Origin of the sequence: Enterococcus sp. AZ167 (genome assembly GCF_051714025.1) — a bacterium.
In the GTDB taxonomy this organism is placed as follows: domain Bacteria; phylum Bacillota; class Bacilli; order Lactobacillales; family Enterococcaceae; genus Enterococcus_D; species Enterococcus_D casseliflavus.
Genome location: NZ_JBIORB010000002.1, coordinates 375,268 through 390,773 on the forward strand (window position 1 = coordinate 375,268; position 15,506 = coordinate 390,773).

Sequence of the window (15,506 nt, forward strand, 5' to 3'; positions counted from 1 at the left end):
AATTTTAATGGAAATCGCAGATATTCGGAATCAATTGACCCAGATGAATGAAAAAATAATCAGTTTTAGGGGGTCTCTTTGACTTAGATCAGTTAGAAGAGGACATTGCGGAAGCGGAACACCAAATGGCAGATCCCACCTTTTGGGATGACTCAGAAAAAGCTCAACAAGTCATTAACGCAAACAATGCCAACAAAGAGACCTACGATCAGTTCAATCAGTTAGCAGAAGAATTGGAAGAGCTGGAAGTGATGTTGGAAATGATTCAAGAAGAAGCAGACCCAGAAATGGAAGCAGAACTTGAAGCACGGATCACGAAGCTAAACGAGAAAATGGCGTCTTATGAATTGTCGATGCTGTTAGATGAACCCTATGATCGAAATAACGCCATCATCGAGCTTCATCCTGGTGCAGGCGGTACCGAATCACAAGACTGGGGCAGCATGCTGTTACGGATGTATACTCGTTTTTGCGAACAACACGGGTATCAAGTAGAGACCCTCGACTATCAAGCTGGTGATGAAGCGGGGATCAAAAGTGTCACTTTACTTGTAAAAGGCCACAACGCCTATGGGTATTTGAAATCGGAAAAAGGCGTTCATCGTTTAGTTCGGATCTCACCTTTTGATTCAGCCAAGAGACGGCACACGTCATTTTGCTCGGTGGATGTGATGCCAGAATTAGATGGGGCGATCGATGTGGAAATCAACTCAGATGATTTGAAAATCGATACGTACCGCGCAAGTGGTGCGGGTGGACAGCACATCAACAAAACCGAATCTGCTGTGCGGATCACCCATATTCCGACAGGAACGGTCGTTGCTAGCCAAGCCCAGCGCTCACAATTGAAAAACCGTGAGCAAGCGATGGGGATGTTGAAAGCCAAGCTGTATCAATTAGAAGTGGAAAAGAAAGAGCAAGAGACAGCAGCTTTGCGAGGCGAGCAGTTAGAAATTGGTTGGGGCTCGCAAATCCGTTCTTATGTCTTCCATCCCTATTCGATGGTCAAAGATCACCGAACGAATTTCGAAACTGGGAATGTACAGGCAGTCATGGATGGCGATTTGGATGGCTTTATCGACGCGTATTTGAAGCTGAAACTGAATCAAAAATAACCTTGTGTGACTTAAACAGATTGAAACATAATTGTAATCTGTTGCAAGCAAGGTGAAATATATTCATGCTATAATAAGCCAGAATGAAAATTTGAGATGGAGAGATAGCTGTATGATAGAAATGAAAGATATAATGAAAAAGTACTCTAATGGTACGACTGCTATCCGTAACCTTTCGATTTCAATTGATCAAGGAGAGTTTGTTTATGTCGTGGGCCCATCGGGTGCCGGTAAATCAACCTTTATCAAATTGATGTATCGGGAAGAAAAAGCAACTAAAGGCGTTTTGAATGTCGCAGGATATGATTTGGTCGGCATGAAAAACCGCGAGATCCCATTGATGCGTCGGGAAATCGGCGTGGTCTTTCAGGATTATAAACTTTTACCACGGAAAACGGTCTTTGAAAATGTTGCTTATGCAATGCAAGTTATCGGCCGCAAACCTCGTGATATCAAAAAACGGGTGATGGAAGTGTTAGACTTGGTCGGCCTGAAACATAAGGTGCGGGTATTTCCAAGTGAGCTTTCCGGTGGGGAACAACAGCGGGTGTCGATCGCTCGTGCCATCGTAAATACGCCGAAAGTATTGATTGCGGATGAACCAACGGGGAATCTAGATCCTGAAAACTCATGGGAAATCATGAAGCTGCTTGATCGGATCAATGCCCAAGGAACAACGGTCGTTATGGCGACCCATAATAGTACGATCGTAAATACGATTCGTCATCGCGTGATCGCAATTGAAAATGGCCGCATTATTCGCGACCAAGCGGAAGGAGAATATGGTTACGATGATTAGAACATTTTTCCGTCATCTCCTGGAGAGTATCAAAAGTTTAAAGCGTAACGGCTGGATGACTATTGCGTCATTGAGTGCGGTAACGATCACACTGACATTAGTCGGTATTTTTCTAGGTGTAATCTTAAATGCAACAAAACTAGCCGAAGACATTCGCGAGAATGTGGACGTTTCGGTTTTCGTTGATATTGGTACGGAACAAGAAGACATGGATGCTTTGGAACAGTCCTTAAATGATCTGCCGAACGTTTCAGAAGTGAAATTTTCTAGCCGAGATGAAGAATTGCAGAAGATCCAAGATGCAATGGGGGATTCATGGAACTTGTTCGAAGGCGACAGCAATCCGCTGTATAACGTGTTTGTCGTCAGTGCAACAGATCCAGAGTATACGACAGAGATCGCTGAGCAAGCTGGCGAATTGCCAAATGTTTTCAAAGCCGATTACGGCGGAGATTCTTCTGACCGAATCTTTGAATTGTCTGCTGCTGTGCGGACTTGGGGCTTAGCTGCTGCTGTCTTATTGATTTTTGTGGCAATGTTCCTGATCTCTAATACGATTCGGATCACGATTTTGTCTCGTCAAAGAGAAATTCAGATCATGCGTCTGGTAGGGGCGAAAAACGGCTACATTCGTTGGCCATTCTTCCTTGAAGGCGGCTGGATCGGACTCTTAGGTTCGATCGTTCCGATTGCATTAATGTACTTCGGCTACCACCAAGTTTATGCAATGGTCAATCCATCCTTACTGCGTTCAAATTACAGTTTAATTGCACCAAATATGTTTCTATTACAAGTTTGCGGTGTGATGGCACTGATTGGGATCGTGATCGGTTCACTTGGTTCTGTCTTATCAATGCGCCGTTTCTTAAAATTCTAAACCGATGTTTTCTTAAAGTCGATCGTCAAGATCGGCTTTTTTTGTTTCATCACAGTGTTTCTTTACTTTAGGTACTATTTTTTGATATGCTTTAGTAGCGGGAAATCGGGGAAGAGGTGGAGAAATGGTTGTAATGGATAATTTGGTAACTATTTTATTTATAGTCAATATTTTGTTATCAATCATTATCATTTTCAGAGAAAGGCGGCAGACTGCTCAAACGTGGGCCTGGCTTTTGGTCTTGATGTTCATTCCAATCGTTGGCTTTGTGCTTTACTTTTTCTTTGGTAGAGGGATCTCTAAGGAAAAGATCTTTGATATGCGCTCACAGGCAAAGGTGGGGCTGAATGTTGAATTAGAAGAACAAAAACAAGCGCTCGCTCGACAGCTGTTTCCGCATCCGCCGACCGCGCAGGTAGAAGTGCAGCAGCTGGTCTACCTGTTGACAGTCTTTGGGCAATCCCTGTATACGACAGCGAATAGTATGACGCTTTATACCGACGGACGGCAGAAATTTGATGCCTTGATCGCGGATATCGAACAGGCAAAAAATCACATTCATATGGAATATTACATTTATCGCAGTGATACATTGGGAAATGAAGTCAAAGAGGCACTGGTGCGCGCGGCGAAGCGAGGCGTAAAAGTAAGAGTCTTATTAGATGCTTGGGGCAGCACCCAAGTATCATTGAAGTTTTTTGATGAGTTGCGTCTACATGGCGGTCAAATTGCCTTCTTCTTTCCCTTATTCGTTCCTTATGTCAATCCGCGAATCAATTATCGAAATCATCGGAAAATCGTGGTGATCGATGGAGAAATTGGCTATACAGGCGGTTTTAATGTGGGAGATGAATATCTAGGGCAAGTGGAAAAATTCGGTTATTGGCGAGACAATCACTTGCGAATTGCCGGTTCAGCTGTCTATTCGCTGCAAAATCGGTTTTTGATGGATTGGAATTCACAACATGCGTTGGAGATCAAATATGATCCTTCCTTGTTTCCTGAAATTAAACAAGTCGGGACAGTTGCAGCCCAAGTCATCACGAGTGGTCCTGATACGGAACATGAAGAAATCAAAATGACCTATCTGAAAATGATCAACTTAGCCAAAAAGGAAATCTTGATCCAAACACCTTATTATATTCCGGATGAAGCCATTCACAATGCCTTGAAGTTGGCACTGCTTTCTGGGGTGAAAGTTCATATACAAATCCCTAACAAACCGGATCATCCCTTGGTATATTGGGCGACCTATTCCTTTGCGGCTGAGCTGCTGCATTTTGGGGCAGTCATCGAAACCTATGAGAAAGGGTTTATGCATGCAAAAACGATGATCATTGACAGTGGGCTCGTTTCGATTGGTTCAGCAAATATCGATGTCCGATCGTTTCGTTTAGACTTTGAGGTCAATACGATCATCTACGATGCACAACTCGCGACGCAAACGAAAGAAGCGTTTCTGGCGGATTCGATCGATTCTAAGCACTTAACGATCGAAGCGTATCAGCAAAGAAAGCTGACGATCAAAATCAAAGAAGGCTTGGCACGCCTTGTGTCACCCTTGCTGTAAAAAAAAGTGCCCTTTTCCAAAAGATGGAAGCCATCATTTTGGAAAAGGGCACTTTTTTAATAGGATTAACCCATAATACTTGTGTATGCTGCTAAGAAAATCGAGCCAACAGTGAGAATAAGCATGGTCCAGATCACGACTTGCGTGATTTTTGCAAAGGTACTTTTTGGTTTTTTCTCGTTCATTCTAATCCACCTTTTAGAGTTATTCTAGTGACAGTTTACCCTCAAATACACAAGAACTCAAGTTGAACCAAGGAGAAATTAAGAAATTTTCAATTTCAGGACAAAAAAAATCATTAGAATGGCAAGATAGACTTGTTGAAGATACGCCCTTCTGTTTTAATAGGTAAAGAAATGCATTCTTCAAGACTTTCAAAAGTCAGCTGGTGAACAAAGAGGCTCCTTAAAAAATTTCATGACTGTCTTATTCCAGCTCAGATTTTTAAAAGAACTGAAACACGGATGTAAAGAAAATAAAGTATAGTGACACTAGTTGTTAGAAAGGATTTTGCTGTATGTCTGGATTTAATCCAATCGTTTTGTTTTGGTATATCTTCCCTGTGCTCGTCTATTTCGCCTGTCGGTTCATTGTTTCCGCGTTGTCCTTGAATGATCGTTACCACGTGAAGGCACCGGATTTAGCAGTACCGTTTTTGATGGTCGGGATTCATCAATTATCAAAGTATACTTTTGATCAAGCGATCACATTGTACTATTTGATCTCCATTTTTTTATTAGGGATTCTGCTGGCAGTTTTTCAGGCATATTACTATGAGGAGATCCAATATGGTCGCTATTTAAAGATGTATTGGCGTAGTATTTTTCTATTTACGATCATTTTTCATGTCGTTTTGATCATTCTAAATATTGTTAGTTACTTATAGTGTTTTGACTCTTGATAAACGCCCATTTTTTCACTTAAAGTTTTTTTAAAAACTTTAAGTAGTCGGTTTTCCTCTTTTTCCTCATTTGGTAAAGAAAAGTCAAACAACTTCCCTTTCAAATTTCATATAATTTGTGGTAGAAAGTGGGGGATTGTGGTAGACTGTGAATATCAGGTGGAGATCGGGGGTTATTTATCGATGTTTATGGGTGAATTTCAACATTCGATAGATGCAAAAGGCCGACTAATCGTCCCTTCAAAACTACGAGAAAAACTCGGAGAAAAATTTGTTGTGACACGTGGATTAGATGGCTGTTTATTTGGCTACCCCTTATCTGAATGGGAAAAACTTGAAGAAAAACTAAACGAAATGCCTTTAGCGAAAAAGGACGCTCGGACATTTGTCCGCTTCTTTTATTCTGCTGCAACAGAGTGCGAAATCGATAAACAAGGACGAATCAATATCCCTGTTACATTAAGAAATCATGCAGACCTTACCAAAAGCTGTGTGATCATCGGCGTTTCAAACCGAATCGAGATTTGGGATGAAACGCGTTGGCAAGCATTCTCTGAAGAAGCAGAAGAAAACTTTGATGAAATTGCTGAAACAATGATTGATTTTGGCTTATAGGCTTGATAGGAAGAGGAAAAAACACATGGCAGATTTTCAACACTACACCGTTATGCTACAGGAGACCGTTGATGGGTTAAAGATTCGTCCAGAAGGCGTCTATGTCGATTGTACATTAGGTGGAGCCGGTCATAGTGAATATTTATTGTCGCAACTGTCTGAAGAGGGACATCTCTTTGCTTTTGATCAAGACCAAACTGCTATCGATCATGCGAAAGAACGTTTAGCACCATATGTTGCTAAAGGAATGGTTACGTTCATTAAAAGTAATTTCCGCTATTTAAAGGAAGCATTGCATCAACACGGTGTGAGCCGAGTCGATGGGATTTTGTACGATTTAGGTGTTTCCTCACCCCAATTAGATGAAGCCGAACGCGGCTTTAGCTACCACCAAGATGCACCGCTGGATATGCGGATGGATCAAACTGCAGCATTGACTGCCTATGAAGTAGTCAATCAATTCGACTACCACCAATTAGTCAAAATCTTCTTCCGTTATGGAGAAGAAAAATTCTCGAAACAAATCGCTCGTGAAATCGAGCGGGTGCGACAAGATCATCCAATCGAAACAACGGGTGAGTTGGTCGATATCATCAAAACAGCCATTCCGGCGCCAGCAAGAAGAAAAGGCGGACACCCTGCAAAACGGGTTTTCCAAGCCATTCGCATTGCAGTCAATGATGAGCTAGGTGTGATTGAAGAATCACTTGAACAAGCGATTCATCTTTTAGCAGTCAACGGACGTGTGAGTGTCATCACGTTTCACTCTTTAGAAGATCGCATCGTGAAATCGATGTTCAAGGAATACAGCACACCGAAGGATATGCCGCCAGGTTTGCCGATGATACCAGAAGAATTCCAACCAACACTTAAACTTATAACAAGAAAACCACTACTTCCAACTGAGGAAGAAGTAGCTGAAAATAATCGTTCTCGCAGTGCGAAACTGCGAATCGCGGAAAAAATCAAGGAAAGCGAAGGGTAACAACTATGGCAGAACTAAAAGTTCATGACTATGAATTCAGAGAACCACTTGAATCACAACCTATGGAACACTCTGAACCGACAACTGAAAAACTGCCTACTGATCCCCAGCGTCCTGAGGTCATCCGCGTACCAGCATCTCCGGCTCGTCGGTTAAAAAGCATTTCTACTCTGGAAAAACTGATCGCTGCCTTTGTGATCATCTCTGTATTGACGTTGGCGATCTTGACCATCAATATTCGAACCAATATCAGTCAAGTCGAACACGATATTTCTTTGATCCAATCGGATATCAATGAAAAAACAACACAAGCAGAACAGTTGGAACAAGAGAAAAATGAATTTTCTAAAACCGAGCGCATCCAAAAGATTGCTGAGGATAATGGATTGTCGATCGATGACGGCAATTTAAGGAAAGTGGACTAAATGAAGTTAACAGATAAATTCAAGCAATACTTAAAAAAGAACAATCAAACTACAACGAACAATCGCAAAAAAGTAGGTATTATTCTCTTTGCTACGAGTATTGGATTGTTCTTTTTGTTTGTCACGCGTTTGAGCTACATCGTCATTGTCGGAGATGTCGCTGGGACTTCCTTAGCTGAAAAAACGAAAAATCTTTATGAAGGCAGTGAAGTCATCAAAGCGAAACGTGGAACGATCTATGACCGCAATGGGATTCCAATTGCTGAAGATGTGACTTCCTATTCAATTTACGCTGTTTTGAACCAAAATTACAAAGATGGCAAAAAGAATCTTTTTGCAGAAAAAGCAAACTTCAATAAATTGGGCAAAATCTTGTCGGATGTATTGTCCATCGACCAAGAAACAGCAGTCAATACATTAGAAGAAGGGCTTGAGCAACAATTATGGCGTGTTTCTTTTGGAAGCAAAGGGAACAATATTACATTAGAACAAAAGAATGCGATTGAAGATGCAATGGAAAAAGAAGGGATTGCTGGCTTTCATTTTGACAGTCATCCAGCTCGTCTTTATCCGAATGGTGTCTTTTCTTCTCACTTTATCGGGTATGCTGTTGCCAATGATGACGATACTGGTCTAGTTGGGAAAACGGGACTAGAAGCTGCGTACAATGACGTGCTTTCTGGGACCGATGGCGAGATCGTTTATCAAAAAGATAACAATCAAAATCCGTTGCCAGGAACCGTAGCCGAAACTGTTGCAGCGGTGGATGGAAAAGACGTCTATACGACCATCGATAGTCGAATCCAAAGCTACTTGGAAACGCTGATGGACAGTGTCTTTAAAGAAAACAAACCAGAAAACTTAACAGCGAACTTGATGGATGCAAAAACGGGTGAGATCGTGGCGATGGCGCAGCGGCCAACCTATAATCCAGAAAATTTGGATTCCATCAATGATTGGCAAAACCTATTAGTTGAGGACAACTACGAGCCAGGATCAACCATGAAGATCTTGACGACGGCAGCAGCGATCGATCAAGGGATCTTTAATGAAAACGAAACTTTTACCCCAAGCCCTGATGGAATGAAACTTTATGATGCAACCATCAACGACTGGGACTTCGGTCAAAAAGGAACACTGACGATGCGCCAAGCACTTTCATGGTCGAGTAATATTGGAATGGTGACCTTGGAACAGCGAATGGCAGATCGTTGGCAACAATACTTAAAAGAATTTGGTTTTGGTCGCAGTACCTATTCAGGATTGCCTAACGAAAATACTGGGATCACACCAGAGGATAACCCTGTCAGCCAAGCGATGACGTCATTTGGTCAAGCGATTGGTGTGACGAATTTCCAAATGATGCAGGCCTTTACGTCGGTGGCAAATAACGGAACGATGTTAAAACCACAATTTATTAGTAAAATCGTTGATGGCAATACAGGAGAAGAAACGGTCACACAACCAGAAGAAGTTGGCCATCCCATCACAGCAGAAGCGGCAACAAAAGTACGGGAATATATGCGTGATGTTGTCGAAAGTGAAAATTACGGAAGTGCTTATGGTGTCTATGAACTACCGGGCTACAATATTTCCGCGAAAACGGGGACAGCCCAAGTAGCCGATCCAACGACCGGTAAGTATTTGTCTGGTGGTACCAATTATCTGTATTCTGTTGTTTTGATGTTTCCTTCAGAAGAACCTGAATATATTTTGTATTTGACGATTAAATTGCCAGAGAAGCACGAAAGCACCGTGTTGGGTGAAATTGCCAATCCATTGATGAAACGAGTCATGGATCTGAAAAATTCTGCATTAGAAGATAGTACAACCTCTGGTAGTGAAACGACTGTAGGGGATTATCGTAATCTTGATACAGAATCAGCGGCAACTGACGTTCAAAAAGCTGGGTTGACCCCTGTTGTCATCGGTGATGGCGAGAAGGTCATCGCACAGTCCGTTGACAGCGGCACTTCGATCATGCCTGGCGGACGGGTACTGCTGATTACGGATAGCGACAAGTATTACATGCCTGATACGACCTCCTGGTCCAAAGCAGATTTGATCAAATTTGGCAGTCTGTTGAATGTGGACGTCAGTTTTGAAGGGGACGGCTATTGTACCAAACAGAGCGTGGAGCCTTATACTGAGTTATCGGGACAATCGATCAAGTTTACACTAAGCGAAAACGAATAGAATAATAGGAGAGAACGATATGGAATGGACAGAGATGATATTACCTTTGGCAAGCGGCTTTGCGATCGTAACAGCCGCAATGCCTTTGTTTATCGGCTATTTTCAAATGAAGAAATACGGACAGGAAATACGTGGTGACGGCCCTAAATGGCATAACGTAAAGGCTGGTACACCAACGATGGGTGGGTTTGTATTTTTGATTTCTGCAATGATCACTGCAATTTGGGTAGGGGCATGGCAAAATCAACTGACTGCTTCATTGTTCATTCTTTTGTTCATTACCTTGGTTTATGGTGCATTAGGATTTCTTGACGATTTCATCAAGATTTTCCGCAAAAGAAATATGGGCTTAAACTCGCTGCAAAAATTGATTGGACAAATTTTAGGCGGACTCGTCTTTTACTTTGTTTTTCGAGCGGAAGGCAATGCAGACGTGTTAAATTTCTTTGGGATCGATGTGCCACTGTCGATCTTTTACGGAGTGTTCGTCATCTTTTGGCTGGTCGGTTTTTCAAATGCAGTCAACTTGACCGACGGTATCGATGGTCTGGTCGCAGGACTGGGCACGATTTCTTTTTCAACTTACGCACTGATTGCTTGGCGGCAAGATCAAATTGATGTATTGATCGTTTGTCTAGCAATCATTGGCGGATTGATCGGCTTCTTTCCGTACAATCGCAAACCGGCTAAAATTTTTATGGGGGATGTCGGCTCGCTGGCTTTAGGCGGTCTGCTGGCAGCAATTTCGATTCTTTTACACCAAGAATGGACCCTCTTGCTTGTCGGACTGGTCTATGTTTGTGAAACAGCAAGCGTGATGCTGCAAGTTGCATCATTCAAATTAACGGGCAAACGAATCTTCAAGATGTCACCCATCCACCATCATTTTGAAATGAGCGGATGGTCTGAGTGGAAGATCGACACTGTTTTTTGGTGTATTGCGTTAGGTTGCTCGTTGCTCACAATAGCCCTTGTATGGTAGGAGATGAAGAAAATGAAAAAAATTAAAACATATCAAAATAAAAAAGTTCTTGTGCTAGGATTAGCGCGTAGTGGATTCAGTGCGGCCAAATTGTTACATGATTTGGGCGCACTTGTGACCGTTAATGACGGCAAGCCATTTGCTGAAAATCCCGAAGCACAAGATCTTTTGGCGTTAGGGGTCAAAGTGATCACTGGCAGCCACCCAATCGAATTATTGGATGAAGGCTTTTCGTTAGTTGTGAAAAATCCAGGAATCCCTTATTCACAGCCCCTTGTTCAAAAAGCTTTAGAGAAAAAAATTCCTGTAATCACGGAAGTGGAGCTAGCGTATCAAATCTCTGAGGCTCCGATTATCGGCATTACTGGTACGAACGGAAAAACCACCACAACGACCATGATCGCCAATGTCTTAAACGCAGGGATGCAAAAAGGGCAGGCACTGCTTTCTGGGAACATTGGGTTTCCTGCAAGTTCCGTTGCTCAAACGGCCAAAGCGGAAGACCGATTAGTCATGGAATTGTCTAGCTTCCAATTGATGGGGATCGATACTTTGCGACCAAAAATCGCCGTGATCACCAATATTTATGAAGCCCATATCGATTACCATGGCAGTCGTCCAGAGTATGTCCTAGCAAAGTGGCGGTTGCAACAGCGAATGACTGCAGATGATTATTTGGTGATCAACTGGAACCAGCCAGAACTAGAAGCACTGTCGGCAAAATCAAAAGCGCAAATCATTCCTTTTTCCACCAAGGAAAAAGTAGCAGGCGCGTACATGCTTGACGGTATCCTCTATTATAAAGAAGAAGTGATTATGGCAGCTGATGAACTTGGCGTGCCAGGAGATCATAATATTGAAAATGCATTAGCAGCGATTGCTGTCGGTAAACTTTGCGATATGCCAAACGAAGCCATTAAGCAAGCGTTACAAACCTTTACAGGCGTGCCCCATCGGACTCAGTATGTCACCACCATCAATCAGGTGAAATTTTTCAATGACTCCAAAGCAACAAACATTCTAGCCACAGAAATGGCATTAGGCGGCTTTGACAATGAGAAACTGATTTTATTGGCAGGTGGTCTGGATCGGGGGAACAGCTTTGATGAATTAGTTCCCGCACTAAAAGGGCTAAAAGCCATCGTGTTGTTTGGTGAAACAAAGGAAAAATTAGCCGCTGCTGCTCAAGCAGCAGGGGTAAAAACAATTGAAATGACAGACAATGTTGAAACAGCCGTCCCATTAGCCTTTTCTTTAAGTGCTGCTGGAGATACGATTTTATTGTCACCTGCGAATGCAAGTTGGGATCAATACCCTAATTTTGAAGTTCGCGGCGACAAATTTATGGCGGCAGTAGCAGAACTTAAATAGAAATGAGTGACGGATATGAAAATACTTGTGACTGGCGGCGGTACTGGCGGACATATTTATCCAGCGTTGTCTTTTGTCGATTATGTAAAAGAGATTGACCCGACAGCCGAATTTTTATACATTGGTGCAACAAGGGGCTTGGAAAATAAAATCGTCCCTCCAACAGGTATTCCTTTTAAAACATTAGAAATCCAAGGCTTTAAGCGTAAGTTGTCCTTCGATAATGTAAAAACGATCCAACTTTTCATGAAAAGTTATTACGCAGCCAAAAAAATCATCAAGGAGTTTCAACCGGATGTGGTGATCGGCACCGGCGGCTACGTTTCTGGCGCGGTGGTCTTTGCTGCAGCGAAGTTGAAAATTCCTACAATTATTCATGAACAAAATAGTGTTCCCGGGATTACGAATAAATTTCTAACCAAATATGTGGACAAAATCGCCATTGCCTTTCACGATGCGTCCCAGTACTTTCCAGCGAAGAAAACGGTGCTGGTGGGGAATCCCAGAGGTCAAGAAGTACGCAACAGTCAAAAGTCCGCGATCTTGTCTTCCTACGATTTAAATCCGGCGAAAAAGACGGTCTTGGTTTTTGGTGGGAGTCAAGGAGCACTGAAAATCAATCAAGCGATCATTGATGCGCTGCCGCTGTTTGCTCAAAAAGAGTATCAGCTTCTCTATGCGTCAGGTGAACGGTATTACAAAGAGATCGAAGAAAAAATCGGCATGTCAAAAGATGCCTTTCCTAATATCAGTATTCGCCCTTACATTGATCAGATGGCAGAAGTGATGGCAAATAGTGATTTGTTGATTGGACGAGCAGGAGCCACATCGATCGCAGAATTCACTGCATTAGGGATTCCAGCGATTTTGATTCCTAGTCCTTATGTGACCAATGACCACCAAACGAAGAACGCCCAAAGTTTAGCCAATGCAGGAGCAGTCAAAATGATTGCCGATCATGAACTAAACAGTCAAAACCTCGTGGAAGCAGTAGACAGTATCATGCAAGATGAAGCCCTTCGTAGTAAGATGGCAAAAGCCTCAAAAGAACAAGGGATCAGCGATGCCTCAGAACGATTATTTCGACTTGTGCAAGAGGTAATCAAATAGTACAATGTGTGGGATAGAAAGGAGCGATTATCATTAGTAAAGACAAAACACCTCATGATGATCAAACCCCCTCGTCAACGGAAGAGTTGACCCCTTGGCAAAAAGAAAATCTAAAGTATTTGCAAGAAAAAGGCAATCAGCCAGCTTGGTCTTCTCCTGCTCCTGAAGAAACAGAAGATACGTCCAAAGACCATGAAGACGAGCAAGAAGAAACATTTTTTGAAGCAGATGAAGCAATGGAAGAGTCTGTTGATGAGAAGGAAGCATTGCCAGAGCCAGAAAATAAGGCCCGCTCCTTTGCTGATCGGCTGCCTAACCTAAAGGCGTACCGCAACCAAGTGTTGATTCGCCGTTTAGCCTTGATTATTGGATTGTTGATGATTCCTTTATTGATTGTTTTGTATTTCGTTTCGCCCCTTAGTCGTTTGGCGAATGTGGTCGTCAAAGGCAATCATGAAGTATCCGCAGAAGCAATTCTCGAAAATTCGGACCTAACCGTCAATGAAGAGATGTGGCCGCAATTTTTCGAACGTAATCAAAGCGTGTCTGCCATCAAAAAAGAATTGCCACGTATAAAAAATGCCTCAATTTCTCTATCTGGTATCAATCGCTTCGATATCACTGTCACTGAATTTCAAGAAGTTGCTTTACTAGCCCAAGATGGTGGCTATGCGCCGGTTTTAGAAAATGGCGTTGTGTTAGATGAAATCAGTGAGCAGCCAGTGGAAGGATTGCCGGTTTTAGAAAATTTTTCGGCTGAAGATAAAATCAAAGCAACACTTAGTGCCTATCAAGAATTAAGTTCAGAAATTCGCGATGGCGTTTCTCAAATCAAATATACCCCCCGTGACAGCAATGATGAGCTGCTGACTCTCTTTATGAATGATGGCAATCAAGTGATCGTCAACATTTCGAATATGGTGAGTCAAATGCAGTATTATCCGCAAATTGCCAAAGATTTGACCGAGGACAGTATTGTGGATATGGAAGTTGGAATCTTTACTTACCCAATTTCAAATACACAAGAAGACGATGCAGACGAAAATCAAACAGCTGATAGTGATTCTTAGGAAAAATTCAAGAGTTTTTTTCATTAACTTGTTTCTAAAAAGCGCCATTATATGGTAGAATTGGTAACAGTGAACAAATTATTCGAATGAACTCTAAAAACGGACTGTGATGGTTCGCTATATATCCAATTTAAGTAGGAGGGAACCCCATCCATGGCAAAAACGGGAATGTATGTTGGCCTTGATATCGGTACGACATCTGTAAAAGTTGTAGTAGCCGAATACGTTGACAGCCAAATGAATATCATTGGTGTAGGTAATGCAAAATCAGAAGGAATCAACCGTGGGATCATTGTAGATATCGATAAAACGGTACAAGCCATTCAAAGAGCAGTAAGACAAGCAGAAGAAAAAGCAGGAATTCAAATTCGCAGTGTAAGTGTTGGTGTACCAGCCAATCTTCTTGAAGTGGAAAATTGTCAAGGAATGATCGCTGTCAATAGTGAATCAAAAGAGATCACCGACGAAGACGTGCGTAATGTTGCCTCCGCAGCACTCGTTCGTTCTACCCCTCCTGAAAGACAGATCATTGCTATTTTACCGCAGGAATTTACCGTTGATGGTTTTGAAGGAATCAAAGATCCTCGTGGCATGATCGGGGTTCGCCTAGAAATGTTTGGTGTTGTGTATACAGGACCAAAAACCATCATTCACAACATTCGCAAATGTGTTGAAAAATCTGGTCTGATTGTTAATGAAGTAGTCATTACGCCATTAGCACTAACGGAATCGATTTTATCAGACGGTGAAAAAGATTTTGGTACGATCGTCATCGACATTGGTGGCGGCCAAACAACCACAGCAGCGATGCACGACAAGCAATTGAAATTCACCCATGTGAACCAAGAGGGCGGCGAATTTGTCACAAAAGACATTTCGACGGTTTTAAATACCTCTTTCAACAATGCAGAAGCATTGAAGATCAATTATGGGGATGCGTATCCTGAACGCACTTCAGCCAGCGAAGAATTTCCGGTTGATGTGATCGGAAAATCAGAACCAGTGAAAATCGATGAACGCTATTTATCAGAAATCATTGAAGCCCGTATGGAACAAATATTCACCAAATCAAAAGAAGTCCTAGACGAAATCGATGGACTTGATTTACCGGGTGGCGTGATCTTGACTGGTGGCGCTGCAAGTCTTCCTGGTGTCGTAGATCTTGCTCAAGAAGTATTCGAAACAAACGTCAAGCTTTACGTTCCTAATCATATGGGACTTAGAAATCCTGTTTTCACGAATGTGATCAGTATCGTTGACTATTCGGCAAACTTAAGCGAAGTGTACCAGCTTGCCAAAAGTGCGATCACTGGTGAAAAAACAGTGGCGCAACAGCCCGTTGCTATTCAACAACAAGAAGTGCATTACGAACAATATGAAGCGCCAGAAGAAACTTATGAAGAAGCAGAAGAAGAGAAAAAAGGTGAGTCGATCACAAACCGAGTAAAAGATTTCTTCTCAAATATCTTTGAATAATCTAAAACGATTCT

15 protein-coding genes are annotated in these 15,506 nt (G+C 42.3%); 14 read left to right on the plus strand and 1 reads right to left on the minus strand.

Going from position 1 to position 15,506, the window contains the following annotated elements; translation table 11 throughout:
• Positions 1-7 precede the first annotated feature (7 nt).
• From prfB to cls, 4 genes are all read left to right on the plus strand, one after another.
• A protein-coding gene (gene prfB / locus IGJ05_RS13460) for a peptide chain release factor 2 (protein WP_266166548.1) occupies positions 8-1,115 on the plus strand; the annotation gives its coding sequence in 2 pieces (ribosomal slippage) (positions 8-79 and positions 81-1,115; 1,107 coding nt in all).
• A gap of 112 nt (positions 1,116-1,227) precedes the next feature.
• On the plus strand, positions 1,228-1,914 hold the full coding sequence (gene ftsE / locus IGJ05_RS13465; RefSeq protein ID WP_005228783.1) for a cell division ATP-binding protein FtsE: 687 nt from the start codon (positions 1,228-1,230) through the stop codon (positions 1,912-1,914).
• On the plus strand, positions 1,907-2,791 hold the full coding sequence (gene ftsX, locus IGJ05_RS13470; RefSeq protein WP_010749773.1) for a permease-like cell division protein FtsX: 885 nt from the start codon (positions 1,907-1,909) through the stop codon (positions 2,789-2,791). Before ftsE ends, ftsX begins: the two co-directional genes overlap by 8 nt.
• Positions 2,792-2,915: 124 nt before the next feature.
• Positions 2,916-4,361, plus strand: coding sequence for a cardiolipin synthase (gene cls / locus IGJ05_RS13475; RefSeq protein WP_005228785.1), 1,446 nt, complete (start codon positions 2,916-2,918; stop codon positions 4,359-4,361).
• 65 nt (positions 4,362-4,426) lie between these two features.
• Here cls and IGJ05_RS13480 read toward each other — a convergent pair whose 3' ends face one another.
• Positions 4,427-4,546 (minus strand): DUF4044 domain-containing protein, encoded by a 120-nt coding sequence (locus tag IGJ05_RS13480; RefSeq protein ID WP_005237290.1) that lies wholly within the window; start codon positions 4,544-4,546, stop codon positions 4,427-4,429.
• 332 nt (positions 4,547-4,878) lie between these two features.
• Between IGJ05_RS13480 and IGJ05_RS13485 the strand changes: the two genes are divergently transcribed.
• The 10 genes from IGJ05_RS13485 (at position 4,879) to ftsA (ending at position 15,492) form a co-directional block, all read left to right on the plus strand.
• A complete protein-coding gene (locus IGJ05_RS13485) occupies positions 4,879-5,247 on the plus strand; it encodes a DUF3397 domain-containing protein (protein ID WP_005228786.1) in 369 nt (122 codons plus the stop codon).
• 198 nt (positions 5,248-5,445) lie between these two features.
• Positions 5,446-5,877 carry a division/cell wall cluster transcriptional repressor MraZ gene (gene mraZ, locus IGJ05_RS13490; protein WP_005228792.1) on the plus strand — a complete coding sequence of 144 codons (432 nt, stop codon included), beginning with the start codon at positions 5,446-5,448 and terminating at the stop codon, positions 5,875-5,877.
• Positions 5,878-5,902: 25 nt separating this feature from the next.
• Positions 5,903-6,862, plus strand: coding sequence for a 16S rRNA (cytosine(1402)-N(4))-methyltransferase RsmH (gene rsmH, locus IGJ05_RS13495; protein ID WP_005228794.1), 960 nt, complete (start codon positions 5,903-5,905; stop codon positions 6,860-6,862).
• A 5-nt stretch (positions 6,863-6,867) separates the two neighbouring features.
• Positions 6,868-7,287, plus strand: coding sequence for a cell division protein FtsL (gene ftsL, locus IGJ05_RS13500; protein WP_266166546.1), 420 nt, complete (start codon positions 6,868-6,870; stop codon positions 7,285-7,287).
• Positions 7,288-9,483, plus strand: coding sequence for a penicillin-binding transpeptidase domain-containing protein (locus IGJ05_RS13505; RefSeq protein ID WP_087627818.1), 2,196 nt, complete (start codon positions 7,288-7,290; stop codon positions 9,481-9,483).
• 19 nt (positions 9,484-9,502) lie between these two features.
• Positions 9,503-10,465, plus strand: a complete 963-nt coding sequence (gene mraY, locus IGJ05_RS13510) for a phospho-N-acetylmuramoyl-pentapeptide-transferase (protein ID WP_010749769.1) — start codon at positions 9,503-9,505, stop codon at positions 10,463-10,465.
• 12 nt (positions 10,466-10,477) lie between these two features.
• Entirely contained in the window at positions 10,478-11,836 is a 1,359-nt protein-coding gene (murD, locus tag IGJ05_RS13515; protein ID WP_266166545.1) for a UDP-N-acetylmuramoyl-L-alanine--D-glutamate ligase, read from the plus strand.
• A 15-nt stretch (positions 11,837-11,851) separates the two neighbouring features.
• Entirely contained in the window at positions 11,852-12,946 is a 1,095-nt protein-coding gene (gene murG / locus IGJ05_RS13520) for an undecaprenyldiphospho-muramoylpentapeptide beta-N-acetylglucosaminyltransferase (protein ID WP_010749767.1), read from the plus strand.
• A gap of 86 nt (positions 12,947-13,032) precedes the next feature.
• Positions 13,033-14,016, plus strand: a complete 984-nt coding sequence (locus tag IGJ05_RS13525; RefSeq protein ID WP_081116377.1) for a cell division protein FtsQ/DivIB — start codon at positions 13,033-13,035, stop codon at positions 14,014-14,016.
• 153 nt (positions 14,017-14,169) lie between these two features.
• Entirely contained in the window at positions 14,170-15,492 is a 1,323-nt protein-coding gene (gene ftsA, locus IGJ05_RS13530) for a cell division protein FtsA (RefSeq protein WP_005228814.1), read from the plus strand.
• Positions 15,493-15,506: the final 14 nt, after the last annotated feature.